This window comes from Rufibacter tibetensis (genome assembly GCF_001310085.1).
Classification (GTDB): domain Bacteria; phylum Bacteroidota; class Bacteroidia; order Cytophagales; family Hymenobacteraceae; genus Nibribacter; species Nibribacter tibetensis.
The window spans coordinates 5,091,198-5,116,346 of record NZ_CP012643.1 but is presented as its reverse complement, the minus strand read 5'-3'; the positions used below and the strand labels follow the sequence as shown (position 1 = coordinate 5,116,346).

The window sequence follows — 25,149 nt, the reverse complement described above, 5'->3', positions numbered from 1 at the left end:
GTAACGACAGAACAGCCGCTGCTAAAAGAACGTTTCAGGGTTTGTTTCTAATGCGAAGCTGAAAACCTCTTTTCGTAAATTTTTTGGCTTTATACTTGCAGCCACTTTTGCAGATGTTCCGCATTTCAGATTTTATATGAAAAGACAGATTGTACAATTAGTTGTTTTGCTGGTTTTCCTGGTAAGTGCTGTTTCCTGCTCCAGCTCCAGAAATACCAGCAGTTCCCGTTATCCTTCGGGCTCACGCACCTCTAAAAGCCAAAGAACCTCAGATTTCCCAGGCATCTTTTTCCCGGACGGTAGAACTACTTCATCTAAAGGGCTACCTCCAGGACAAGCTAAGAAAGTCTATGGTGGACAATCAGCGAAGGCGTATGCGCCCGGTCAGCAGAAAAAGAATGGAAATGGGAACGGCCATGGTCACGGAAACCAGGGTGGTAAAAAGAAAAAGGGCAAGAAGCACTAATAGTTTTGAAGTGATACTTAGCGCACAAAAAAGAGGACCTGCTGCCAGCAGGTCCTCTTTTTTGTACAGGTTTTATTTGCGCAGAAGTCCTTGGTTTTAAACAACCTGTAGCTGTACCCGTAAACTAGCGTAGAACATAAATTTTAAGACTATGGGTATTCTAGATATTTTCAAAGACGATAAAGAAGATTCAAAATCAGCTAATAACGTGAATGATGACTATCACCAGCGCAATGCTCCTGGCAATCATCCTGATCCCTCGGCTAAACGTAACATTGGCCTTAATGGGGAAACAGAACGCAATGACCAGAAAGACAAGCTAGAGAACCTGCACATTGGCGGTAATGAATTAACCGGTTACGGAGCCAATGACCCGGATAGCAAAGAATCTGACACGCAAGGACCTGGCTTTGAATACGAAGGAAGCTATGATGCCATGGATGGCAGTGCCAATGGGGTGCGTATGAATGACCAGCCTTTAGACAGTGACACTACTAACTCTGAAGAAGCCGATTATAACAGGCTTTAGACCATTAAATAAAGCAAAAGCGGGTTTCTCCCTTAAAGAGAAACCCGCTTTTGCTTTTAGGGGCTGTTTTGTTAAAAGGAGTCTCTTAAAGCACTTTATCTCCAAAGGCTCTACAAGGCTTATTATCTAATTACCTACTGGGTACCAGTTGCGTAAACGTACGTCAATCTGGTTTTTCTCAGCCTCTACTTTAGTTTTAAAAGCATTCACATCGGTGAGGCCGGTTTGGCCACGATAGTGGTATGGGTACACAATTCTGGGTTTGAAGTCCAGCACAGCAGAAGCAGCTTGCGTCTCATCCATAGTGAAGGGGAGGTTCATGCAGACAAATGCCACGTCAACATTTTTTAGAGCGCGCATCTCAGGAATATCTTCTGTATCACCTGACAGGTATACGTTCTTGTTCCCAATGTTGAGCACATAGCCATTGCCCCTTCCTTTTGGATGGCGGGAATCAGCGGTTTCTGGCAAGTTGTACATGGGCACCGCCATGATTTCCATATTCATCTGTTTTGTTTTAGCTCCATTGGCCAGTACAATGGCTTTGGCTTTCATGGAAGCTGGTAACATATCAACCACGGCTTGAGGGGCCACAATAGTAGCACCGGAGGTAGGCAGGGCCTGCAAGGTTTTCAAGTCCAGATGGTCGCCGTGAATATCGGTAATCAGAATTAAATCTGGTTTAGCAAGGCCGGTAAACAACGCTTCGCCTCCATAAGGGTCAACCCAAATGGTTTTGTTATCCCATTGCAGAACCACCGTGCCATGCGTGACAGGCTGTATGACTAAATCTCCTTTATTAGTTTTAATTCTGTCTGGCGTAGCTAACGTTTGGGCCCAGGCAGAGTACGTGCAAACGCAGATCAGCAAGAGTAATAAGTTTTTCAGTTTCATTTGGTGTGTGGTTTGGTCATGTGAGGTATACAACTAACAAGGGACTAATGTTTTCAGCACCAGTTACGTTTAAGTGGCTCTTTCTGGAAAGAAGGTACAAAGAAAGAACCTGTTTGAGGCTTGTTTTCTAAAACAGGGCCATAAACAGGTTCTTCCTATCTGTTTCATCCTATTAGATTAGCTCTTCTTTTTCTTAGGAGCTTTCTTAGGCTTTTCTACATAATCTCTGGTGCTGAGTAATCCCGCTGGTACTGAAAGCTCTCCCGTGTGGAAGTCAATCAAACCATTTTTCTCTTCCTCAATGTTGGTTGCCTGGGTGTACACATCTCCAGCGATCTTCCGTTTGCGGAGTTCTAATTTGAAAGCCTTGATTCGTTCAGTACGTTCCTCTGAGCTTTCAGGTCCACCGTAATCTGAGAACCCAAAGCCACCCCACTCACTTACAATCAAAGGGGTTTGTCCGCGGTAGAAGTATTGGTCACCAATTACCAATGGTAAAACCGCTACGCCTTCCATTTCTCCGGCGGTAAGTTTATCTAGAAGCTTTTTCCATTTGGCAAGTTTAGGCGTGTACAAGTGAGCCGTGAGCATATCTGACTTCAGCTTGCCTTCATGAGAAATATGCTGCCAACCATCATTGTCTACTACCAGGAACTGCGGATACCTGATTTTCATAAAATGGAAGATATCCATGATATATTGCCGCGTTTCTGGGTTAGTGGCGATGTCCTGCGCACCCCAGTCCTCATTGTACAAACTCCAGATGATCACCGATGGGTTGGTTTCAATAAGGGCCAGCATACGGAGCAACTCACGGCGGTGGTTTACGCGGCTTCGGCGGGTGGAAGAGTGGGGGCTAGGTACCTCTACCCAGAGCAGTAATCCTATCTCATCAGCTAGGTTGTAAATACGGGGGTCAATCCCGGCAATGTGTACCCGCACCAGGTTACAGCCCAGTTCTTTCATGGAGTACATGTGGCGGCGCATTTCTTCGTAAGTAGCGGTGCCAGGCTGATACAGAATACCGTCAATGTAAATTTCTTTGTTGTTGAGGTAAATGTGCCGGCCGCGGGCTTCAATTTTCCGCAAACCAAAGTGCCCTTCAATCTCTGAAGCGTAGCCGCTGTTGTCAAATAGCTGGGCCTCAAATTTATATAAGTGCGGATCTTCAGGACTCCAAAGCTTGGCATTGGGTACCTCTATGACTACATACTGTTGCTTTTGCCCAGCCTCCAACCTCAGCGGATAATCTGATGTAGCAAGCGGGGTAGCGTCATCGTCAGCCCCACGCTCATAGATGTTCAGCTTAAGCAGGTACTGGCCGGGGTCCTGGATTCTGGTAGTAAAACTAAAGCGAACCAGTGAGTCTTCAATAAGGCTTTGCACCCCAACTCGTGAACGCAGCCGGTTTCTTTCAACGGTTTCCAGCCACACGCTGCGAACAGCACCGGCGTAGGTCTGGTACCAGATGCCTCCTCGTTTGTACACGTGTGATTCCTGCTTCCCGCGGGGAACCTCTGCGTCCTTGCTGTGAGAAATACGAACGGTGAGCCAATTGACAGGCAGCAGGTGGTCTTCATTTATTTCAAAGGAGAAGGAATTGTACTCACCATAGTGTACATCTCCGCCTTCCACATCGGTAAGCAACCTTCCGTTTAGCCATACCCGGGTTTCATAGCCACAGGCTCCAAACGTGATCTGGTAAATTCTTTTTCCGCCGCTTTCCAGCTTTTCCGGACGGGTGAACTCACGCTCGTACCAGGCAATCACTTTGTCTTGCCACGCAGGAGGGGCTTGGTCTCCAGTAGTTGCGGCCATGTGTTCCTCTACAGATCCCGGCCAGTTGGCGGTGTGTTGGTATTTATGCCCCAGGTACCAGCCCTCGCGCAAACCCCGGTCTTCTTGGTCCAGCGAGAATTTCCATTCGCCATCCAGCAAAGAATAGGTATTAGGCCGGAGTACTACCCGGGGCAAAGGGTTGTCTGTTCCTCTGGAGGTACTGGCGTCCTCCTGGGGTGCTACCTCCTGTGATTCTTCAATTTTCTTGGAAACAATTGATTGATCAAAGCTCTCAGTTACGTTGAGGTTTGGGTGTATTGCAGTCATATTGATTTACAGTTTGTGGCCGTCACTTATGTACTAGTAAGTCTTTAACGAAGTTTTTTTTAAAGAAGGTTGTGCAAAAAGCAAATGAGTTGGATTTACCAAATCGAAATACCTTTATGGAATTTTCCTATAAAGCGTTCGTTAGGGTTGTTCCGCAAAAGGCATACCATTGATTCTGATGAGTATACTAAGAATCAAGCTCGTTTTAGAGTTAGTATAAGGTAGGTTTATGTAGTCCAGGCATAAAACGGCAGAGACAAAGTAATAGTAGAAATGGTTTTAAATTTTATAGCTAAGTGAAGAAGTTTAATCTTTAGAAGTAGCTTTTGGAAAGCGCGCCAGAAACAATCAGTAACTACAGGGCAGCAGCTTTCCTTTTTTTAAGTGGATTCCTATTTTACCATTTTCTTAAAATAGCAGCTGTTTCAAGATGACTAATTTTATTGAAATCGGTTGCAAAAAAGGTTTTGTTTTATATATCTTCACCAAAACAATCTTTAACCTCAAACAAAAGATGACGAAACTTAAATCTGCAAAGTACCTGCCTTTGGTATTCGTTGCGGCTTCGGCCTTCACCAGTGCCTGCCAGAAGCAGACCAATACAGAAACTGCCTCTACTGAGGTGCAAAGCCCTGTTGCCACTACCCCAACCACGGCTGGCACAGACTCAACTGCTGGAAAATACCTTTCTCAGCCATTGGTTCCAGGCATGTACACGGCAGATCCATCAGCACACGTATTTAACGGTAGAATTTATATATACCCATCGCATGACATAGAGGCTGGTACTCCTGAAAATGACAACGGAGATCACTTTGACATGAGAGATTACCATGTCTTCTCTATGGACAGCATCAACGGTAAAGTAACCGATCATGGAGTGGCTTTGGATATCAAAGACATTCCTTGGGCTGGGCGCCAGCTTTGGGCACCAGATGCGGCCTACAAGAATGGAAAGTACTATCTCTATTTCCCGGTTAAAGACAAACAAGATGTTTTCAGAATTGGGGTAGCCACCTCAACTTCTCCAACGGGTCCATTCAAGCCAGAGCCTAAACCAATTGCTGGTTCGTTCAGCATTGACCCAACAGTATTCACTGATACAGACGGTACTTCTTACATGTATTTCGGTGGTATATGGGGAGGACAGTTGCAGCGTTGGGCAACCGGTAAATACGATTCTACCGCCGCTCCTGAACCAGCCACCGGCAACGCTCTTCTTCCTAAAATGGCAAAGATGCGTGCCGATATGCTAGGGTTTGAAGGTCCGGTGAAAGATGTGCGTATTTTGGATGAAAACGGAAAGCTAATCCCGGCTACCGAGCACAACAAGCGTTTCTTTGAAGCCGCTTGGATTCATAAATACAACAACAAGTATTACTTCTCTTACTCAACCGGTGACACCCACAACATAGCGTATGCAGTGGGCGACTCTCCTGCAGGTCCTTTTACCTATAAGGGTGTGGTTTTGAAACCAGTAGAAGGCTGGACAAACCACCACTCTATTGTGGAGTTCAAAGGCAAGTGGTATATCTTCTATCATGACACACAACTTTCAGGTAAAACGCACCTGCGTAACATCAAAGTAACTGAGTTGAAGCACAATCCTGACGGTACTATCCAAACCATCACGGCTGTTAAGTCATAAGCACCTTAAAGTTCTAAAACAAAAAGGCCCTACCTCTTGCCTAGAGGTAGGGCCTTTTTGTTTTAGTGTAGAGGCAATTCTATGTGGGTGTCTTTTTTCATTCCCACGGATATTAGAACTTAATACTTATGGGTTTATAGCTTTTTGTATCTTCTCTAGAAGTTGCTGCGAAAGAAACCAAGGGAAACCACATGGAATATCCTATAGGTTTACTGCTAGATTGAGTTAAGATAGATTTGCTTTTCACAACCTGAAACAGTTTATGTACTAATAAATATTGATGTTAACATGAGCTATTTTATGAAAACTAGCTTTAAAACAGAAGAGCCCCATTTCATGTGAAGTGGAGCTCTTCTGTTTTATAGATGAATAAAGAATTAGTGCATCCACCTAGGGCAAATCACTTTTCCTCTGTTAAAGAGTTTCAGACCTAACACCACTTCATGGGTTCCTGTGTTAGCTATACTCAAGCCAGAAGTATTGTAGTCATAAGAATAACTTACATCCATGATATGACTGATGTTCACGCCGGTCATGAATGCAAAAGCATCTTGATTCCGGTAAGAAACTCCGGCCCAGATACGATCTGCGTAAATAGCACGTACGTTGTAGTCAATGGTGGTGGGGCTGGGAGTGTTTAATTTGGCTAAAACAGATGGAATGATAGTAACATCCTGGCTTAAGTTGAACTTGTAGCCTACCGTTCCTATATAATGCTTCTGTAGAATATCATTGTCCTCTTCCTCCACCTCACTTGGGTTCAGGTCTCTTCTGCTTTTGATTAGCTGTGCTCCAGATAGACCCACAAAGAAATTATTAGAGTAAATCCAGGTTCCTAATCCCATGTCGAAATAATTCCGGTTTACGTAGCCGCTGGAAATAGCCGGGTCTGGGCTGGTAAAGGTAGCTTCATTTGGGTTGATGCTGTTACGCAAGATGCCCGCACTAGCCCCCATGGAGATGGTGATGGTTTTGGTGATAGGTAAATGGTAAGCATAGGTCAGGTTCACGTTTGTTCTGCGTAAGGGACCAGTTTTGTCACTGATGGCCTGGATACCCACCCCGTGGTGCGGATAAGCCCGCGTGAAGCGATTCCTGTTTACCGTGCGCGTGCTGGTAATTCCTTTTCCTGCTCTTCGCACACTGGCTACCTGTTTGTTCAGGGGAGTGTGGGCGCTCACGTGGTAGGTTCTGGGAGCTCCTTCCAAACCCACCCATTGCTGGCGGGTACCTATTTTAACCTCCGTGTAATCTTCAATACCGGTAATAGCTGGGTTCAGCAAATAGCTGTTGATCATATATTGGCTGTACTGCGGCCGCTGCTGCGCCCAAACCGGTGCAGAGAGGGGCAGTAAAACCAGAAAAGCACCTAAAATTTTCTTCATCTGATTATTTGATAATGGTTACACTGCCCGTGAATGGTTTCTCATTTTTATTCAGGCGGATGATGTAGTAATATGTAGCCAGCGGGAGCGGATTTCCGTTATGCGTACCATCCCAAGGTTGGCTGTATCCATTTGACTTGAATACCTGCGCGCCGTAGCGGTTGAAGATTTCCACGGTAGCTTCAGGGAAATTCTGGATGTTCTCAATCTCCCAGAACTCATTAATGCCGTCACGGTTAGGGCTGAACGTGTTAACAATTCTGATGCGAGGGATAACAGTGATGGTCACTTCATCCGTAGCCACACAGTCCTGATCACCATTGGAAACGGTCAAAGTGTAAGTAGTAGTTACAGTTGGTGTTGCCACTGGATTAGCCACATTGGGGTTGCTGAGGCCAGTAGCCGGAGACCAGGTATACGTAGCTCCTGCAGCCCCAGATCCTCTCAACGTGATGGATTGCCCTTCAATAATGGTGGTATCACGTCCGGCATCAGCAGTGATAGGGAGTACGGTCACCATGACAGACGTACGTTGCTGGCTTACACATTTATTAGCATTAACTGCCTCCACATAAAACGTAGTGTTTTGTGTTAAAGGAGGTGTAGTGAAAGGAGTTCCAGATCCAATAGGAGTTCCTCCTGATGATTCAGTATACCATACATAAGTAAGCGGGGTGGTGCTGGTTCCGGGAATTACCTCCAAAACAGCTGAACCTCCCTGACAAGTGGAAGCGGTGGTTGCTTTCACCGCCGGTCCTGCTGGCAACTCATCTATGGTTACTTGGATTGCTTCTGCTGATGGAACAGGCTCGCACTGAGTGTTCTTGTATTTCGCCGTTCTGCGGTACCAGGTAGTTTGCGTGATAAAGCCCGGCGTGAACTGTGCCCCATTGGTATTATCTGAACCAACGGCCGGAATGAAGCCTGTAGTGGCACTGGTGGTGCTGCTTTCCCATAGGTAATCAATGTCACCGCTGATCAAGTTACCAGTTAAAGTAGGCACATCACCTTTACACACCACTGTTTTGTTTGTCTGAATAACGTTAGTGCTTGGATCAATAACTGGAAGTACATTTATGATGACTTCATTGCTTAAGTTAGGTACATCACATCCTTCAAATGTAACGGTTCTGCGGAATGCGGTTGTTTCAGTTAAAGCCTCAGGAGAGTAGCTTTGTTGGTTATTTGTTCCTGCTGCAGGCGAGAAGTTAGCCTCACCAGTGGCTTTGCTTTCCCAAAGGTAAATAGGCCGGGTGGTACCTACCTGCGCATTAGATCCATTTAAAGCAACTGGTTTGGTGTTGGCACAAATGGTCTGGTCTGCGGTAATAGAGTTTTCAATGTCTTGCTGGATTACATTCAGGGTGAAGGGTGTCCGTTCAAAGCTCTCACACTGACCTTCTATTGCGGCCACATAAATGACCATTCTACCATTTATTGGTCCTGCAAAATAGGAAGGCGCTGGTCCACCCGTATTAAGTGGGGTAGTGCTGAACTCATTTGCATAGAAGTTATATAATCTTCTTGGGTCATTAAGGGTAGGAGCCAATTCATACGTTCCTCCCGCGCAAACAAAAGCCTCTGATCTGGAAAGAACCGGTTTTGGTGGTCTGGGAGAAAACGTAACTTCAATGCGAGTAACCTGAGATCCTGGAAGTGCATCAGAAAACTCGCATTCATTTGCAAACTTGACAGACAGCACGTGAGTGCCTCTCTTTGGAAAGGTTATTTGAGGGTTCTCGATGTTTGGGTTATCAATAGTTACCCCCGCAGGTACCGTCCAGGTAATGGATCCTGGTCTTAGGGTTCCTAAGTTTAAATCAAGGGTAGCAAGTTGACTTCCTGACAAAGTAATAGTTGCCCCAGGAGTAGGGTCTTCGCATTCTTCAAAACCTTGTGGCTGAACCTGAGGGTAGACAATAACAACTGTTTCCTCGTGTACATATCTTCCGTCCGATTCTGCATCGGGATCATCTGGGTCAACCGGATCAACAGGGCCATCTGGGTTTGCCGGATCAAAGCAAGCCCCTTTAATTCTAAGTTTGATTTTATATTGGCCTTTTTTGTAGAACTGTAAAATTGGGTTTTCTGAAGTAGCGGATGTTCCTTCCACATATTTGACAAACTTAGGGTCAGCTGGATCTTCTCCTTCTAAGATCTCCCAAGTGTAGGTTAATCCAGTGGCTGGCTTAGACTCGTTCTTCAAGGTCACCTTCACTGGAATACCACACGTATCTGCACTCTGTGGATTTACCCTTTCCCGCTTATCAATGCTGAAAAGGGCTTCCTCTTTGTTCACAGTCATGGCCACTGCTGCAGAAGTATCTGCCGCACAAGAGGCGCCTCTTACAATGACTCTGTAACTGCCGGACTCTTCCAGAGGTAAGGTTCTGGTGTTTGCATTAGGAATGTTAACCCCATCTTTTTGCCATTGGTAAAAGAAGTTACCCGATGGAGTAGCTGTCAGCTGGGTTCCAGAGCAGACAGTAGTGGCTGCTGGAGGGGTGATCGCAGCACCACACTTTGTGGCGGTTGTCTGCGCATGAAGCAAAGAGGAGCTATAGAGATAGATCGCAAATATCAGCAGATAGCTTTTGAATGAATGCATTCGGTTTTATGAAATAAGTTAACAACATCAAAACAGGTAAACTTGTTGAAGGAGAAAACTTTACAGAACTATTGCGTAGGCCTATCCAGATAGGGGTCCTTGGTGGGTGATCCAGATGTAGGTGGGTAGTAATAGTTATATCAAATATTCGCTCTTCTTAAGTGTATGAACCTCTTGTTATTAATCGTAAAAAAGCTGATTTTATTATTTAAGGTACATCAAAACATTCTCAGTAAAATTAGATGCTGGCCAAGTTTTTAACAAATCTTGCTTTCACCTAAAATCTACTCTTCAAAATCTACTATGTCCCTTCTCTAAAGACGGAAATTAACCTTAAGACTTTAAAAATACTTCATTTAGAGAGGGTAAAAAAGAATCTTCCATAAATGATGTGTATGCGCATTTTCTTAAAAGAGTACTCTAAACTCATTAATATGTTTAAAATATACCCAATATTAACATTAAATTGATAAGCTGCTATTTTTAATTACTTTTTACGATTTAAAATTTTCTTTTAATAATTATAAGATGAACTATAGTTAACTAATTTATTTTACTTCTATGGACTAAAAAAATAATTAGTAATGGTGCGGCACGAAAAGCTTCTTGTATTGGCAAAACAGCCTTTTAATGAAAAAAGCCCTTTCTAATATGAGTAGAAAGGGCTTTTCAGAGTATAGGCTATAAAGGCTATTTTAGCTTCAGGTCACTGATAATGTTCTGAATTTTGTCATTCAGTTTCTGACCCACTTGTTCAAACTCCTGAGCAGAAGCCAAGGGCTCACGTACGCTAAAGTAGAACTTGATTTTTGGTTCTGTACCAGATGGACGAGCTGAGACTTTTGTGCCATCTTCAGTAAGGAACTGGAGCACGTTAGAGCTTTCAAGGCCGGTTGCGCTTTCCTCACCGGTATGGAGATTTCTGCGGAAGCCGGTTTTGTAGTCAATCAGCTCTACTACTTCAGAACCGGCAATAGTCTTAGGCGGGTTCTCGCGCAGTTCCTGCATCATTTCCTGAATTTCCTGGGCACCACGGTGGCCTTTTTTGGTCAGGGAAATTAAATCCTCTTTGTAGTACCCAAATTCCTGGTACATCTGGATCATGAGTTCAAACAGACTCTTACCTTGGTCTTTGGCAGCAGCGGCCATTTCAGCAATCATAGCGCAGGAAGACACGGCATCTTTGTCACGCACGAAATCACCCACTAAAAAGCCATAGCTTTCTTCGCCACCGCAGATGTATTGGGCTTCGCCTTCTTTCTCGCGCATGATGGTGGCAATGTACTTGAAGCCAGTTAAAGTTTCATAGCAGTCCACACCAAAACCTTCGGCCACACGGTTAATCAGGTCTGTGGTTACAATGGTATTCACCACGTACTCCTTACCAGTCAGTTTGCCTGCTTTTTTCCAGGCTTGCAAGATGTAGTAGGTGAGGAGGGCAGCCGTTTGGTTACCGTTCAGAAGCACGAATTTACCGCTTAAATCACGCACGGCAATACCCACGCGGTCAGCGTCTGGGTCAGTAGCCAATACCAGCTCGGCATTCAGCTCTTCTGCTTTCTGCATGGCCAGGTTCATGGCGTCTTTTTCCTCTGGGTTAGGGTACACCACGGTAGGGAAGTTCCCGTCTGGCGTAGCCTGGGCCTCCAGTACGTGCACGTTGGTAAACCCGAAGCGCTCCAAAGCGCGAGGTACTAATGTGATCCCAGTTCCGTGAATAGGCGTGAACACGATGTTCAAATCATGCTGGCGCTTGATCATTTCCGGATCCACCGACAACGTAGCTACTTTGTCTAAGTAGGCCTGGTCTACCTCGTCCAGAATGTATTCAATGTTGGCTTCGTTGCGCTCAAACTTCACCTGGTCTAAAGAGGTGATCTTGTTTACCTCGGCAATGATGTTTTTGTCATGCGGGGCTGTTACCTGACCACCATCGTTCCAATAGGCTTTGTAGCCATTGTATTCCTTAGGGTTGTGCGAGGCCGTTAACACCACCCCGCTCTGGCAACCCAGGTGACGAATGGCGAAGGACAACTCTGGGGTAGGACGAAGTTCTTTAAAGAAATATACTTTGATGCCGTTGGCGCTGAACACATCGGCCACCACGTTGGCGAAATAAGGGCTGTTGTTACGGCTGTCATGGGCTATAGCAACGCTGATCTGCTGCTCTGGGAAAGACTTCAACAAGTAATTGCTCAGGCCTTGGGTAGCCATGCCCACCGTGTAACGGTTCATCCGGTTGCTGCCCACACCCATAATGCCGCGCAAACCACCTGTTCCAAATTCCAGGTCTTTGTAGAAAGAATCTGTGATGGCGTCTGCATCCTGGCTGTCAATGAGGCGTTGCAGTTCTGTTTTGGTGTCTTGGTCATAGGCACCCTCTAACCAGGTGTTTACCTTGGTTAATACGGCTGGCTCCAGCGATAAATTGTTTTCCATAGTTCAGTTGTAGTAGTAGCTCTTTGGGGCAGTTTTAAGTAAAACAGTCCCAAAACGTCATATATAATTATAGGTTACCCCGCAGGGCTTGTTCACGTTCAATTGATTCAAATAGGGCCTTGAAGTTTCCCTTCCCGAATGATTTAGCCCCCTTGCGCTGAATGATTTCATAAAAAACCGTTGGTCGGTCTTCTACGGGTTTGGTGAAGATCTGTAGCAAATAACCTTCATTATCACGGTCTACCAGTATGTTCAGGTCTTGCAGCGGTTTCAGGTCTTCGTCAATTTTACCTACGCGATCCAGCAGGTCTGCATAGTAGTAACTGGGTACACTCAGGAACTCTACCCCGCGCCGGCGTAACTCGCCTACGGTGGACACTATATCATCGGTGGCAATGGCAATATGCTGTACGCCCGGGCTGTGGTAATAATCAAGGTATTCCTCAATCTGAGACTTTCTCTTTCCCTCTGCCGGTTCATTGATGGGGAACTTCACGTACCCGTTGCCATTGCTCATCACTTTACTCATCAGCGCCGAATACTCTGTAGAAATGTCCTCGTCGTCAAAGGTGAGCAGCAACTGGAAACCCATCACTTTGGCATAAAAATCAACCCAGGTGTTCATCTCGCCCCAGCCCACGTTCCCAACGCAATGGTCTACGTGTTTCAGGCCTACTGGATTTACCGGAACAAAACTTTTACGCGGTTTATACCCAGGCATGAAAGCACCGGTGTAGTTTTTGCGCTCCACAAAGGTGTGGATGGTTTCGCCATAGGTATAGATGGAAGAGATCCTTACTTCGCCAAACTCATCGGTTAAGGTCTGTGGTTCTCCCGCTGATCTCGCACCGCGGCTGATAGTTTCCTCATAAGATTTGTAAGCATCATCTACCCAAAGCGCCATTACCTTCACCCCATCACCGTGCAGGCGCACGTGTTCAGAGATAGGAGAATCTGGCAGGAGGGAAGTGGTGAGCACGAACCTAACTTTCCCCTGCTGTAACACATAGGAGGCCCGATCACGTACACCGGTCTCGGGGCCTGCATAAGCTACCAACTCAAACCCGAAGGCACTTTGATAATAGTAGGCGCTTTGTTTTGCGTTGCCCACATAAAACTCAATGTAATCTGTACCGTTCAGGGGAAGGAAATCGGTAGGTTCTGCCATAGAGAAAGTTTTTTGCCGTTACGTTCTGTTTAGAATCTCATTTAAGGTAAAAATAGAATAAATGCGCAGGAAAGAAAATAGAATTTGAGGCAGGGTTTTGGGGCGTCTACTTGGAAATAGCCGCAGATGTTATAAAATTTGTAAAAAATAAAAACGAATGAACATTCAGGAACTGAATACCGCTCTGGTTACCATCATCCAGAAGAAGCAGGAACTAAGCAAGCTCTCTTATAATGACAACCGCTATGATGACGTGGAAGAGGAGCTGCATGATTTAGAAGATGAGTTCAACGATAATTATGGCGAATACCTGGAAGATATTTTAGGTGATGTACACGTGAAGGTTTGCCCAGATACAGATGTGTTATTGCCTACTGCCTACTTGCCTGAAACTTTGAACGGCGAAGGCCAGGTAGAAATCACCGGTAAGCAAGGAGTGTGGGTAGAAGCAGACGCATTCCCTAACAAAGAAGCTCGCCTGGTTTTGGTGCCAAACCCAACCCGCATTATTTTAAGCGTTGGCAAACAGGTGCGCGAGGAAGTTTGGAGAGCTGAGTAAGCTCCCATTTCCTGGCTAATTTTTGCATCAGACATCAGTTAGAAACGTACGGCTCCTGCCTGGGTAACTCCCAGCAGGAGCCTTTTCTGTTTTAGGGCTATTTTTTAAAAATATTTTTATAAGCTGCTGCTGGGAGTTACCCAGCTCTTGCAAATCAATCTGATTGTACCTAAAATGAGCCATGAACAAGTATACATGGTTAGTTGGCTTTATGACTTTCATCTTGGTAACTGCTTGTGAAAGCCGGAAGCCAATTCAGGAAAAGCAGCAGGTGCCTTCTTCCCAAAATGAGGTAAAAACTGGACCGCCAACATCTACTATCCTATCAGTAGACACCATCAGGGAAACGCAGGAGCCATTTAAAAGAGCCGAATACCCCTACCAAAAAAGTCAGTTTGAGTTCAAAGCAGGTTCTGATACCTATAAAGCCGTCACTGAAAGTTATAGCCTGAATGACAGCTCCCTGACTGAGGTACACAGAGACAGTGTCCAAGGTAAACTCACCGCGGTAAGAATCATCAAAGCTCATAACCACGTGTATCATATTAACTTGACCAAGAATGGGAAGCCCGTGTACAGTAAGAGATTCACCAAACAAGACTTCCTTAAATTAGAGAATGACGGTTTCATTATTGAAAGCGTACCCATGGCTCCTGAATTTAGGGGAATCACCCAAGATGGGAGGGTTTTGTTTGATATTTGGTTTGGGCTGCCATTTAGCGATTTTGGAAGTATTTCCTTCTTCTCCACTGACTTGAAAGGGAACCTGTTGCAGTTGGAATCTTATAGCAGCACCGGTGGAAACGGGTGTGATGGCCAGGTTCATACTAACCCTAACCGGAAGTACTTCTTAACCTGCCACACACTTTACGGACCAAATGGGTATTCATTTGAGTTTGGGAAACCAGATATGGTTACCGCCAGATTTATTTCAGATACCACCTTCTTTGCTTTGTATGATTACGTGCAATGGTCTTTCGATAAAAAAAAGAAAGAGTGGGACAGTACCTATGACCGAAAGACAAAGAATCTCATTTTCTATCACGTAAATGGCAGAAAACTGGCAAGCTATAGATATGATGGTTTTTTCAATGAACTTGATTATGGGGTGCCTGTCCTTGAAGTGAAAGGGTTGGGTAAATTATACCTGTTAGACGATGAGAGAAAAAGCATTCATTCGTTTTCAACCCTTAATCCCGACAAGTCTGAAATTATTCCTTTTACCTCTCTTAAAAAGTTAAAGAAGCGCTCTACGGGTGAGAAGTGGAAGGAAGTAACCATAGACAGAACCTTTTTCGGGAAGAGGTATTCTTTCTATTTTTCAGCAGATACGCTGAAAGCCTATTTTGTAAAGGAGAGCTCCTAAAACAGCAAAGCCGAGGCTATTACCTCGGCTTTGCTGTTTTATCTAAAATATGGTCGTCCTACTTAGTATGCAAAATTTAGAATAAACTAGAATCCAAGCTTCTCTCTAACCCGCTTCAATACAGGTGCACCAATAGCTCTTGCTTTAGCGGCGCCTTCGGCCAGTTTTGAGTCTAATTCAGGAAGGTTTTCCATGTAGTAATGGAAACGTTCACGCGGTTGAGCATACTTGGTCATGATCAGTTCAAACAAGGCTTGCTTGGCGTGTCCATAGCCAAACCCGCCCGCCAGGTAGTTCTGGCGCATGGTTTCAACCTGGTCTTCAGAGGCCAGAAGTGAATACAATTTGAAAGTGATATCTGTTTGTGGGTCTTTGGGGTCTTCCAGTCCTTTGCTGTCGGTCACAATGCTCATCACCCGTTTGCGAAGCTCCTTTTCAGGCAGGAAGATATCAATGGTGTTACCATATGATTTACTCATTTTATCGCCGTTAATACCCGGAACGGTCATCACAGATTCGTCTACCTGAGCTTCTGGCAACACGAAGGTCTCACCATACAAATGGTTAAAAGAGCTGGCAACATCACGGGTGATTTCCAGGTGTTGTACCTGGTCTTTGCCTACAGGCACAAACTCCGCATCATACAGCAGAATGTCTGCTGCCATCAGAATAGGATAGGTGAACAACCCGGCATTCACGTCTGAAAGTCCGCGCCGCGCCGATTTGTCTTTAAAAGAGTGGGCGTTGGCCAACATAGGATAGGGCGCAAAGCAGCTCAGATACCATGTTAATTCTGTTACCTCGGGCACGTCTGACTGGCGATAGAAAATGTTCTTGTCTGTATCAAACCCAAACGCTAACCAGGCAGCCGCCACAGCATACGTGTTCATGCGACGCTCCTGAGCATCTCTGATAGAGGTAAGGGAGTGCAAGTCTGCAATGAAGTAAAGCGAGTCGTTTTCTGATACTTTGGAAAGTTCAATCGCTGGGAGAATGGCACCCAGCAGGTTGCCCAAGTGAGGACGGCCACTGCTTTGGATGCCGGTAAGGATTCGTGCCATGGTTTACTAAAAGTTTGTGCAAAGAAAGCGATTGATGGGCAAACAGGAAAGCGTGTTCTGCTTTTGGCCTGTTTTTAGAAAACGATGAGGAAAGGAGTTAATTCAGGTATTGATTGATGAGCCTGCTGACTTCCTCGGCACGGCTCATCACCATCAGGTGCTCTCCGCCCTTGATGAGATGAACATAGGGGAAAGAGGGAGGAGGTAAAATCTTGTCTTTATCACCATGGATCACTACCACGTTAGTAAAGGTTGCTTTGTGCCGCCAGTTCAGTATTTGGTTAAGTGACCAGCGAAGAAAGGTAATGTCTGTATCTTGAATGATAGATTTGAAGATCTGTTTCTCTTCCTGTGAATGTGCCCCGAACAGCCAATAGCCAGGTTTAACCCAATTCTTAAACATACCCAAAGGTACCCACTTCTGCATCTGCATTGCGCCTGCTAGTTTGTAGTGCCAGGGCAGTTCTTTTGTGTCTGCTAAACTGGACAACAAAATCAACCGCTTTACCGGAATCTGCTTCGCTATTTCCTGAATGACCATGCCGCCAAAACTCAAGCCCAACAGTACAGGCGGTCCTTGACTCAAGTCAATCTGCTGGATTAGCTTGCCAGCGTAAGTTGCCATGCTGTCATGGGGTTCTGGGGTGATCCAGTGGATGACTTTGGGGTTAGGGTGGTGCAGTTGAAGGAATTGAAACAGTCGTTCATCAGCGCATAAACCACTGAGCAGGTATAGGGGAGGGGAATGCATGTACGTCGTCTACTCAGAAAACAGGGGCAGGTTTAGTCATTTGACAGAAAAGGTTCCGTGGAGATTTCCTGATCACCTGCCAGGTAACGGTCAATAATTGAATGCGCCACATACAGCAAAGGCGTTAAAAGAACTGCCACCGTGAATTTGTACAGGTAGTTGATGACAGATACAGAAAGCACCATAGTAAGGTCCCAATCCCCGAAGATGTAGAAAGCAATAAACAATACCACCACCGTATCTACTAATTGCGAGATCAGCGTAGATCCCGTAGCCCTTAACCAGATTTTGCGGCTACCTGTCAGCCGTTTCAGCAAATGAAAGACATGAGCATCCAGAAGTTGCCCAACCAGAAACGCGACCAAAGAACCTACAATAATTCCCAGGCCTTGACTGAAGACTTTATTGAAGGCAAAATTTATGTCGAACGCTGCTCCTTTGGGTCCTTGGCTGTTGATGTCTTGCCAAAACTGGGCGGGAGGTAAGGACGTAGCCGCCAGTATCACTACAAAAGCATAGGCAATTAGCCCAGCTGTCAAGAAGCTGATCCGTTTTACCCCATCTTTCCCGAAATACTCATTAATAATATCTGTAGTGATAAACACGACTGGCCAGATAATTACCCCCGCCGTCAGGTTGAAATCTAATTTCGTACCCATCACCGGCACTTGCGCCCCAGTCAAACCAAATACTCCTTCTCCCGAGAAAATCTTCACTCCAATCAGTTCCGCCAGTAAGGCATTGGTTAGAAAAATTCCACACAACACCATAAAGAGCTGCCTTTTCTTGTAGCCCATAGAAGTTTTAGAGGAAGAAAGCTGCTGCATTTAGGTAAAGATGATATTAGTGAATCATGATGTTGGCTGTAAAGATGGGGGAAAGCCAGTGAATTTGAAATGAGATTGCAACAATTGCAGAACTGCTATAATAGGGGGAATGCTTTTATAGCCTTATTTTATAAAGTATGCCTTAAACTAAGCATTAAGACTATTTAAGTTTTTCCATGAATGCTGCTTTGGATGTAAATCTAGATTTCGCTTCTGGGTCTTTCGCCCCACTGAAGTTGCAAACTTCAGGTCATGATAGGTCCAAGTCACAGACTTGAATCATGGAGAGGGAAGTGTAAAGAATAAGTGAAAAAGGCTTATGCTACTTTCCCCTGTTCCAGTCTTTCCCTAGAGCGCCTCGCTTTTGGCCGTAGAAAAGCAGTAGTTAAGAAGAGCAGACAGCACAGGACGAATGGGCAGTGCGAGAGGGAAAAACGAGGCCTCGCGGCAGTGAGCGCTTACCGCAGAAGATAGAACAACCAAGCATACAGGCACCGCATCATCCAGCAACCACGCCAGCGAGAACAAAAGCCATGCACCAGTTCTGAACCCACAATTTGCTTAAAACCAGAACAAGCTTTCAGAATAAACCCTTATTCTAACACACTAATCGTTTTCCCTTCTGTCGCCAAAGCTGTATTAGGAAAAATAGACTGAGCTTCCACTAACAGAGGCGAGAGATCCTTATACCGGGCAGAAAAATGCCCAATCAACAAACGTCTTACCTGAGCCTTTTCGGCCAATGTGGCTGCCTGAGCAGCGGTGCTGTGAAACGTATGTGTAGCTCGGTGTTCCAGGTCACTCAGGAAAGTAGACTCATGGTAAAGCAGATCTACCCCATGAACCAATGGCAGAATGTCTTCCTTGTATTTGGTGTCAGAACAGTAGGCGTAGCTGCGGCTCCGTTTAGGGGCAGAAGTTACCTCCTGGTTGCGAACTAGGACATCACCATGCTCATTTATGATGTCTTCGCCCCACTTTAAACGCACCAGTTGAGGTGGCGTCAGAAAGGAGGGAAGCTTTCCTTTGAGGAGATGCCGGGGCTTGGGTTTCTCCCGGAACAAATATCCACAACAAGGCACCCGGTGCTGCATGGGCAGGGTGTGCACCGTCATGTATTTGTCTTCGAAGATTTTCCTGGAAACAGTGGTATCCACTTCCACAAAGTTGATGTGGTAGGGAAGTTGGGTACCGCCGTATTTGAATTGAAGAGTAATGATTTCGGCTAAACCTTTAGGACCGAAAAGGTTTAGATGGCCCGTCCGCTGCTGCAGGTGCATGGTGGAGAGCAAGCCAGCTAAACCAAAGTAGTGGTCACCGTGAAGGTGGCTTATAAAGATGTTACAAATGCGCTGATGCTTTACTTTATAGCGCATCAGCTGCATTTGTGTACCTTCTCCGCAATCAATCAGGTTGATCTGATTGCCAACTGTGAGGAGTTGGGCGGTATGATTTCGTTCAAAAGACGGGGTGGCAGAGGAGCTACCAAGTATTTTCAGCTCAAAATCCAAACTGCAACCCGCTTAATGACTATTCTTCTTTTTTGGTTAGATCGCTCTCAATCTCGTGCAGAAACACACGGTCAATGCCTTCTTCAACAGTAGGAAGAATGTTCAACACAGACTCCAGTTTAGAAATCGTGATCAATTTAGTTACGTGCTCTTGCAAGCCAGTAAGAATAAGTACCCCTCCGGAAGAATTGCAAAGACGATTAGCAATCAATATAGAGGAAAGGCCAGAGGAATCAGTATATTTTACGTTGGTAAGATCTAGGATCAGGTTAGTAATACCTTCTGCATTCAACTTCACAAACTCAGACTTCAAATCAGGAGCGATTGTGGTGTCTAGTTTCTTTTCATCTATAGTGATGATGGTGTAATTCTCTTTTTTATCAATTGTGTACTTCATAAGTAACAGCAAAAAGGTTTAGAGTGCGAATCTACCAATTTTTGGTGGAATATCTTTAACAATGTAAGCTAAAAAATGTTGGCCGCAATGCTTTCTTGCAGTGTATGTGGCTGACTGGCATAGTCTTGGGGGAGGAACTTTTTGCCCAGTAGCTTTTCGTATAATTCTATGTAACGCTGAGAGATTTCAGAAACTTTAGCATCGGTCATTTCTGGTACTTGCTGGCCATCTTTTCCCTGAAACCCATTCTCAATCAACCATTGACGTACAAATTCCTTTGAAAGTTGTCTTTGTGGTTCTCCGCTTTTTTGCCGCTCTTCATAACCCTCTGAGTAAAAGAATCTTGAAGAATCTGGCGTATGTATTTCATCTATTACATAAATGATGCCATCTGCTTTCCCGAACTCATATTTTGTATCAACTAATATCAATCCTCTTTCTGCAGCCAGCTCAGTACCTTTTTGAAAGAGCGCTCGGGTGTAGGCCTCTAGTTGGACGTAATCCTGTTTAGAGACAATTCCTTGGCGCAGGATTTCTTCTCTTGAGATGTCTTCATCATGACCTTCAGCGGCCTTGGTGGTAGGAGTGATAATAGGCTCTGGAAAAGGATCATTTTCTCTCAAACCTTCGGGCAAAGTAACCCCACATAAAGTACGTTTGCCAGCGCTGTATTCCCGCCAGGCATGTCCGGCCAGATATCCCCTGATCACCATCTCCACTTTGAATGTTTCGCACTGGCGACCAATAGTCACGTTAGGGGCTGGTTGGTTTAATACCCAGTTAGGAACCACACTGGCCGTAGCTTCCAGAAAAGAAGCGGCAATCTGGTTAAGAACTTGTCCTTTGTAGGGAATAGCCCTAGGTAATACCACATCAAAGGCTGAGATGCGGTCAGTGGCCACAAGGGCTAATTTGTCTTTGAAGTAATACACATCCCTTACTTTGCCACGGTAAAACCCGGTCTGTTCTGGAAAGTGGAAATTTGTTTCTTTTAACGCTTGCATAGCAGATGACTAAGGAAGACAAAGTTAGAAAAGGATACAGACGGGGCAATATTATTCTTTTATCAAATCTCCTCCTTCTGCACTCCATTTACTAACAATTGTTTGTATTTAAAAATAAATGTTAAAAAATTTCTAAATTTATTTGGGGTTTAAGTTTTGGTTGATAGATTTGCAGCATCAAGTCAATTATTCCGGTAGTTGATTTATAAAGAAGAGCGGAGAGACAGGCTCAATGAAGCTCTAGCAACCTACCAGCCGTGTAAGGTGCTAATTCCTGATCCCAGGGGACATATTGCCACCTGGGGAATATAAATTGATACGAAGATGGAAAATCAAATCAAAGCCACTTCTGACAATGCAGCGCCGCACCTGACCATGGCGGCAAACGGTAACACACGAATTATTATCTCATCCATTACGCGAATGCGCACAATTTCCATGACGGATATTTGTTGCTGTTGTCGCTAATCCCTTCAGCTAAAGTTAGTTAATTTTTTCTTTAGGGGCCTGACGCACAGCGGCAGGAGGAAACCTGTTATCTGTTCGTTTTATTGGCTCTTGAATTTGTTCAATTTTCCAATTGTTACCGGCTATAATCATGTCTAATTCATATCATTTTGAAACCCTTCAGCTACACGCTGGCCAAGAAATAGATCCAACCACCCGTTCACGGGCAGTGCCTATCTACCAAACCACTTCCTACGTTTTTGAAAATGCAGAGCACGGGGCCAACCTGTTTGCCCTTAAGCAATTCGGTAACATCTATACCCGTATCATGAACCCCACCACCGATGTGTTTGAGAAACGCATTGCGGCTTTGGAAGGGGGAGTAGCGGCTGTGGCGGTAGGCTCTGGACAAGCTGCTCAGTTTATTGCATTAAACAATATTCTGCAGGCGGGTGACAATTTCATTGCTTCCAGTAATCTCTATGGTGGTTCTTATAACCAGTTCAAAGTAGCTTTTAAGCGCTTAGGCATTGAAGTGCGCTTTGCTAAGGATGATGAACCGGCCACTTATGCTTCCTTGATTGACGAGAACACCAAAGCTCTTTACTTAGAGACAATTGGTAACCCACGGTTCAACATTCCGGATTTTGAATCGATTGCTGCTGTGGCCGCAGGGCACAACCTTCCTTTAGTGGTCGATAATACCTTTGGCGCAGGAGGCTACTTGTTCCGTCCTTTGGAGCACGGAGCTAATGTAGTGGTAGCTTCGGCCACCAAGTGGATTGGCGGACACGGCACCAGCGTGGGTGGCGTGATTGTAGACGGAGGAAACTTCAACTGGGGCAACGGCAAGTTCCCGCTGTTCAGCGAACCATCTGAAGGGTACCACGGCCTGAACTTCTGGGAAGTATTCGGTTCTGATGAACCCTTTGGAAACATTGCCTTTGCTATTCGGGCGCGGGTAGAAGGACTAAGGGATTTCGGTCCGGCCTTAAGCCCTTTCAATTCCTTCCAGTTAATCCAAGGGTTGGAGACGCTTTCTCTTCGGGTTGACCGCACCGTTCAAAATGCTCAGGCTTTAGCCGAGTGGCTGGAGCAACACCCTTTGGTGGAAAGCGTGAACTATCCTGGACTGCCTTCCAGCCCATATCATGCTTTAGCAAAAAAATACCTGAAGCGGGGGTTTGGGGGAGTGTTAAGCTTTAACCTGAAAGGTGGAAAAGAAGAAGCCGAAGTATTTGTGAACAGCCTTGAATTGGTAAGCCATTTGGCCAATGTAGGCGATGCCAAGACGTTGATCATCCATCCAGCTTCTACCACCCACCAGCAGTTGAACGAAGAAGAGCAATTGTCAGCGGGTGTGAACCCAACACTGTTGCGCGTATCAGCGGGTATTGAACACTTGGATGATATCAAAGCTGATTTTGAACAGGCATTTGCCAAAGTGAGAGTAAGGGAACCGAAGTTGGAGGCCTCTTTATAAGGAGTAACAGCCATGTTGAAAGGACGCGTTTTTAATTACACAGATGAATTCACGTTGGAGTCTGGGCAAACGTTGCCCGGCTTCCAACTCTTCTACACTACCTGGGGTACTTTGAATGAAGACAGCAGCAATGTGGTGTGGGTGTGCCATGCCTTTACCGGTAACGCCTTCGTGAAAGACTGGTGGGGTGATTTGTTCGGGGAGGGAAAAACTTTTGATCCAGCTAAACACTTCATAGTTTGTGCAAATTCCCTGGGTAGTTGCTATGGTTCTACCGGACCCTTGAGCCAGAACCCTGATACAGGAAGGCCCTACTACCATAAATTTCCAATCCTCACCATCAGAGATTCTGTTAAAGCGTTTGACGCCTTAAGGGAACATCTGGAAATTGAACAGATAAACGTTTTGATTGGTGGTTCTATTGGAGGACAGCAGGCACTGGAATGGGCAGTAGAATACCCTGAGGTTACCCGCCGTCTGGTACAGATTGCCGCAAACGCCCGCCAAACTCCATGGGCCATAGCCCTGAACGAAAGCCAGCGTATGGCCATTGAACAGGATATGACTTGGCAACTTGCCACCGATGACGCAGGTTTGGAAGGTATGAAAACTGCTAGGTCGGTCGCCTTGTTGTCTTACCGCACTTACAATTCCTACAACCAGGCACAGAAGGAAAGCTCCTCTGATCTGAAACAGATTTACCGGGCGGCTACTTACCAGCAATACCAGGGCGAAAAATTAGCCAAACGGTTCAACGCCTTCTCTTACTGGCAGCTAACCAAAATGATGGACAGCCATAACGTAGGCCGGAACAGAGGGGGGCTGGAAGAGGCACTTCGGCAGGTACAAGCTGAAACCCTGGTGATTGGAGTAGACAAAGACCAGCTCTTCCCCGTGAATGAGCAGCGTTTTGTCTCCAAGTATATTCCAAATGCTTCTTTTCAAATCATTCATTCAGAAGCCGGACATGATGGCTTTTTATTAGAGACGGCTCAGTTAAGCCATCTTTTAGATACTTTTTTACAAAAAAAACAACAGAGAAAAACATGGATTCCCACCGTCTTCTAAAAATTGGTTTGTTTGGGTTTGGTTGCGTAGGCCAGGGCTTATATGATATCCTTTCCCGCGAAGAAGCGCTTCCTTATAAAGTAGAGCGTATTTGCGTGAAAGACCCTAAAAAGCTTCGGCCTTTGCCTACAGAAAGCTTTACGTATGATCCGCTGGAGGTACTTCAGGATGAAAGCTTGGATATTCTGGTGGAAGCCATAAGTGATGCCAATGAGGCGTACACCATTGTAACCGAAGCTTTACGCCGGGGTAAGAAAGTGGTGACTGCAAACAAAAAGCTGGTTGCTTACCACTTGCCTGAACTCCTTCAATTGCAGCAGGAATTTGGAGGCGTCCTCTTATATGAGGCCGCCGTAGCCGGAGGCATTCCAATCATTAGAACGGTTGAGGAGTACTTTTCCAATGAACCGTTGGAGCGGGTGCATGGAATTTTAAATGGTTCTTCCAATTACATCCTGAGCCAGATCTTCAAACTGCAGAAAGGCTACGCCGAAGCTTTGAAAGAAGCGCAAGATAAGGGATTTGCTGAATTAGATCCTTGGTTAGACGTGGCAGGGGCAGACTCTCGCCATAAACTATGCATATTAACGGCACATGCCTTTGGCAGACCAATTGCCCCTGAGGAAGTAGCATTCTTTGGTATTGATTATTTATCGGGCGAAGATTGTGACTTTGCCAAAAAGAACGGCTCTGTTATAAAGATGGTAGCCTCTGCGCATCTAACCTCAGACGGCGAACTTGTACCGGTAGTGTTGCCAAGTCTGGTTGATGCCTCAGATGATTTATTTGTGGTAGAGCAGGAGTTCAACGGAGTAGTGGTGCAAGGCGCCTACTCAGGTGCTCAGCTGTTCAAAGGACGTGGTGCAGGTGGTCACCCCACCGGAGCCGCCGTGTTGTCAGATATAGTTTCTATCAACAGCGGGTATTCTTACGGATACAAAAAGTTACACAAAACTACCAACGCGCCAGCACTTGCCCTTGATTTTGAGTTTGAGGTTTACCTCCGCAGCAGCGAGCCAGACCTGATTGTGTCTTTAGGATTAACGAACCTCCAAAATGTTCAGCGGGAAAATGATTCTTTCAGCGTGATTGGTACCGTTTCCTTGGGTAATCTGATAAGAGAGCAGGAGCAAATCAGAAAAGCTGGAGCGTACATCATGGCTTTGTCTTCTGACTTTGTAGGAGCTCATGTGAAGCGATCCAAAGAAAGAGTGCAGGTATCTTAATCTCAAAGTTGAATAGAAGTTTACTCTGCCAGATATAAAGGGGTGAGCTCCCCATAGAAAGTAGCTTGTTTTATTTAGTTCGTTTTACCCTCGCAGGCACCCGGCAATAATGGCGGGTGTTTTCGTTTTAAGGCCATTTTCAGAATTGAAGATGTACTCTGTTTTTTAGCTCTTTATCTATAGAGCGGTTTTAATGACCAATTGTA

General features: G+C 45.4%; 20 protein-coding genes and 1 riboswitch. Of the genes, 8 read left to right on the top strand and 12 right to left on the bottom strand.

The annotated features are described in order from the left end of the window. Positions 1-136 precede the first annotated feature (136 nt). The gene (locus tag DC20_RS21150; RefSeq protein WP_062545674.1) at positions 137-466 is read left to right on the top strand and encodes a hypothetical protein; all 330 of its coding nucleotides are present in this window, start codon (positions 137-139) and stop codon (positions 464-466) included. A 151-nt stretch (positions 467-617) separates the two neighbouring features. After that, positions 618-995: a hypothetical protein gene (locus DC20_RS21145; protein ID WP_062545673.1), complete on the top strand. Its 378-nt coding sequence runs from the start codon at positions 618-620 to the stop codon at positions 993-995. A 126-nt stretch (positions 996-1,121) separates the two neighbouring features. Here DC20_RS21145 and DC20_RS21140 read toward each other — a convergent pair whose 3' ends face one another. Together DC20_RS21140 and DC20_RS21135 are read right to left on the bottom strand one after the other, a co-directional pair. Beyond that, entirely contained in the window at positions 1,122-1,889 is a 768-nt protein-coding gene (locus tag DC20_RS21140) for an MBL fold metallo-hydrolase (protein WP_062546075.1), read from the bottom strand. A 177-nt stretch (positions 1,890-2,066) separates the two neighbouring features. Beyond that, complete coding sequence (locus DC20_RS21135) at positions 2,067-3,995, bottom strand: glycoside hydrolase family 2 protein (protein WP_083470403.1); 1,929 nt, start codon at positions 3,993-3,995, stop codon at positions 2,067-2,069. A 514-nt stretch (positions 3,996-4,509) separates the two neighbouring features. Between DC20_RS21135 and DC20_RS21130 the strand changes: the two genes are divergently transcribed. Next, positions 4,510-5,643: a glycoside hydrolase family 43 protein gene (locus tag DC20_RS21130; protein WP_062546073.1), complete on the top strand. Its 1,134-nt coding sequence runs from the start codon at positions 4,510-4,512 to the stop codon at positions 5,641-5,643. Positions 5,644-6,020: 377 nt separating this feature from the next. Here the strand turns inward: DC20_RS21130 and DC20_RS21125 are convergent, their stop codons facing one another. The 4 genes from DC20_RS21125 to hppD form a co-directional block, all read right to left on the bottom strand. Beyond that, positions 6,021-7,028 carry a PorP/SprF family type IX secretion system membrane protein gene (locus DC20_RS21125; protein WP_062545672.1) on the bottom strand — a complete coding sequence of 336 codons (1,008 nt, stop codon included), beginning with the start codon at positions 7,026-7,028 and terminating at the stop codon, positions 6,021-6,023. 4 nt (positions 7,029-7,032) lie between these two features. Continuing rightward, a complete protein-coding gene (locus tag DC20_RS21120) occupies positions 7,033-9,636 on the bottom strand; it encodes a gliding motility-associated C-terminal domain-containing protein (RefSeq protein WP_062545671.1) in 2,604 nt (867 codons plus the stop codon). A gap of 690 nt (positions 9,637-10,326) precedes the next feature. Further along, positions 10,327-12,075, bottom strand: coding sequence for a phospho-sugar mutase (locus DC20_RS21115; protein WP_062545670.1), 1,749 nt, complete (start codon positions 12,073-12,075; stop codon positions 10,327-10,329). A gap of 67 nt (positions 12,076-12,142) precedes the next feature. Next, entirely contained in the window at positions 12,143-13,243 is a 1,101-nt protein-coding gene (gene hppD / locus DC20_RS21110; RefSeq protein ID WP_062545669.1) for a 4-hydroxyphenylpyruvate dioxygenase, read from the bottom strand. A gap of 157 nt (positions 13,244-13,400) precedes the next feature. Here hppD and DC20_RS21105 point away from each other — a divergent pair, with 157 nt between their 5' ends. Then, a complete protein-coding gene (locus DC20_RS21105) occupies positions 13,401-13,802 on the top strand; it encodes a hypothetical protein (protein WP_062545668.1) in 402 nt (133 codons plus the stop codon). A 181-nt stretch (positions 13,803-13,983) separates the two neighbouring features. After that, on the top strand, positions 13,984-15,168 hold the full coding sequence (locus DC20_RS21100; protein WP_062545667.1) for a hypothetical protein: 1,185 nt from the start codon (positions 13,984-13,986) through the stop codon (positions 15,166-15,168). 86 nt (positions 15,169-15,254) lie between these two features. Here the strand turns inward: DC20_RS21100 and trpS are convergent, their stop codons facing one another. The 6 genes from trpS to DC20_RS21070 all read right to left on the bottom strand — a co-directional run bounded on the left by trpS (position 15,255) and on the right by DC20_RS21070 (position 20,719). Next, the gene (gene trpS / locus DC20_RS21095; protein ID WP_062545666.1) at positions 15,255-16,229 is read right to left on the bottom strand and encodes a tryptophan--tRNA ligase; all 975 of its coding nucleotides are present in this window, start codon (positions 16,227-16,229) and stop codon (positions 15,255-15,257) included. A gap of 97 nt (positions 16,230-16,326) precedes the next feature. Beyond that, the gene (locus tag DC20_RS21090; RefSeq protein WP_062545665.1) at positions 16,327-16,980 is read right to left on the bottom strand and encodes an alpha/beta fold hydrolase; all 654 of its coding nucleotides are present in this window, start codon (positions 16,978-16,980) and stop codon (positions 16,327-16,329) included. A 32-nt stretch (positions 16,981-17,012) separates the two neighbouring features. After that, positions 17,013-17,807: a queuosine precursor transporter gene (locus tag DC20_RS21085; RefSeq protein WP_062545664.1), complete on the bottom strand. Its 795-nt coding sequence runs from the start codon at positions 17,805-17,807 to the stop codon at positions 17,013-17,015. A 593-nt stretch (positions 17,808-18,400) separates the two neighbouring features. Beyond that, on the bottom strand, positions 18,401-19,318 hold the full coding sequence (locus DC20_RS21080) for a ribonuclease Z (protein ID WP_062545663.1): 918 nt from the start codon (positions 19,316-19,318) through the stop codon (positions 18,401-18,403). A 19-nt stretch (positions 19,319-19,337) separates the two neighbouring features. Continuing rightward, complete coding sequence (locus DC20_RS21075) at positions 19,338-19,715, bottom strand: STAS domain-containing protein (RefSeq protein ID WP_062545662.1); 378 nt, start codon at positions 19,713-19,715, stop codon at positions 19,338-19,340. 68 nt (positions 19,716-19,783) lie between these two features. Beyond that, entirely contained in the window at positions 19,784-20,719 is a 936-nt protein-coding gene (locus DC20_RS21070) for a phosphoribosylaminoimidazolesuccinocarboxamide synthase (protein WP_062545661.1), read from the bottom strand. Between the two features lie 200 nt (positions 20,720-20,919). Further along, positions 20,920-21,034: riboswitch (SAM riboswitch) on the top strand. Between the two features lie 283 nt (positions 21,035-21,317). Between DC20_RS21070 and DC20_RS21065 the strand changes: the two genes are divergently transcribed. Genes DC20_RS21065 through DC20_RS21055 form a run of 3 tightly spaced genes read left to right on the top strand, consistent with a single transcriptional unit; the run spans position 21,318 to position 24,943 of the window. Continuing rightward, positions 21,318-22,649, top strand: a complete 1,332-nt coding sequence (locus DC20_RS21065) for an O-acetylhomoserine aminocarboxypropyltransferase/cysteine synthase family protein (protein WP_062545660.1) — start codon at positions 21,318-21,320, stop codon at positions 22,647-22,649. 12 nt (positions 22,650-22,661) lie between these two features. After that, complete coding sequence (gene metX / locus DC20_RS21060) at positions 22,662-23,717, top strand: homoserine O-acetyltransferase MetX (RefSeq protein ID WP_062545659.1); 1,056 nt, start codon at positions 22,662-22,664, stop codon at positions 23,715-23,717. Beyond that, complete coding sequence (locus DC20_RS21055) at positions 23,696-24,943, top strand: homoserine dehydrogenase (RefSeq protein ID WP_062545658.1); 1,248 nt, start codon at positions 23,696-23,698, stop codon at positions 24,941-24,943. Before metX ends, DC20_RS21055 begins: the two co-directional genes overlap by 22 nt. Positions 24,944-25,149: the final 206 nt, after the last annotated feature.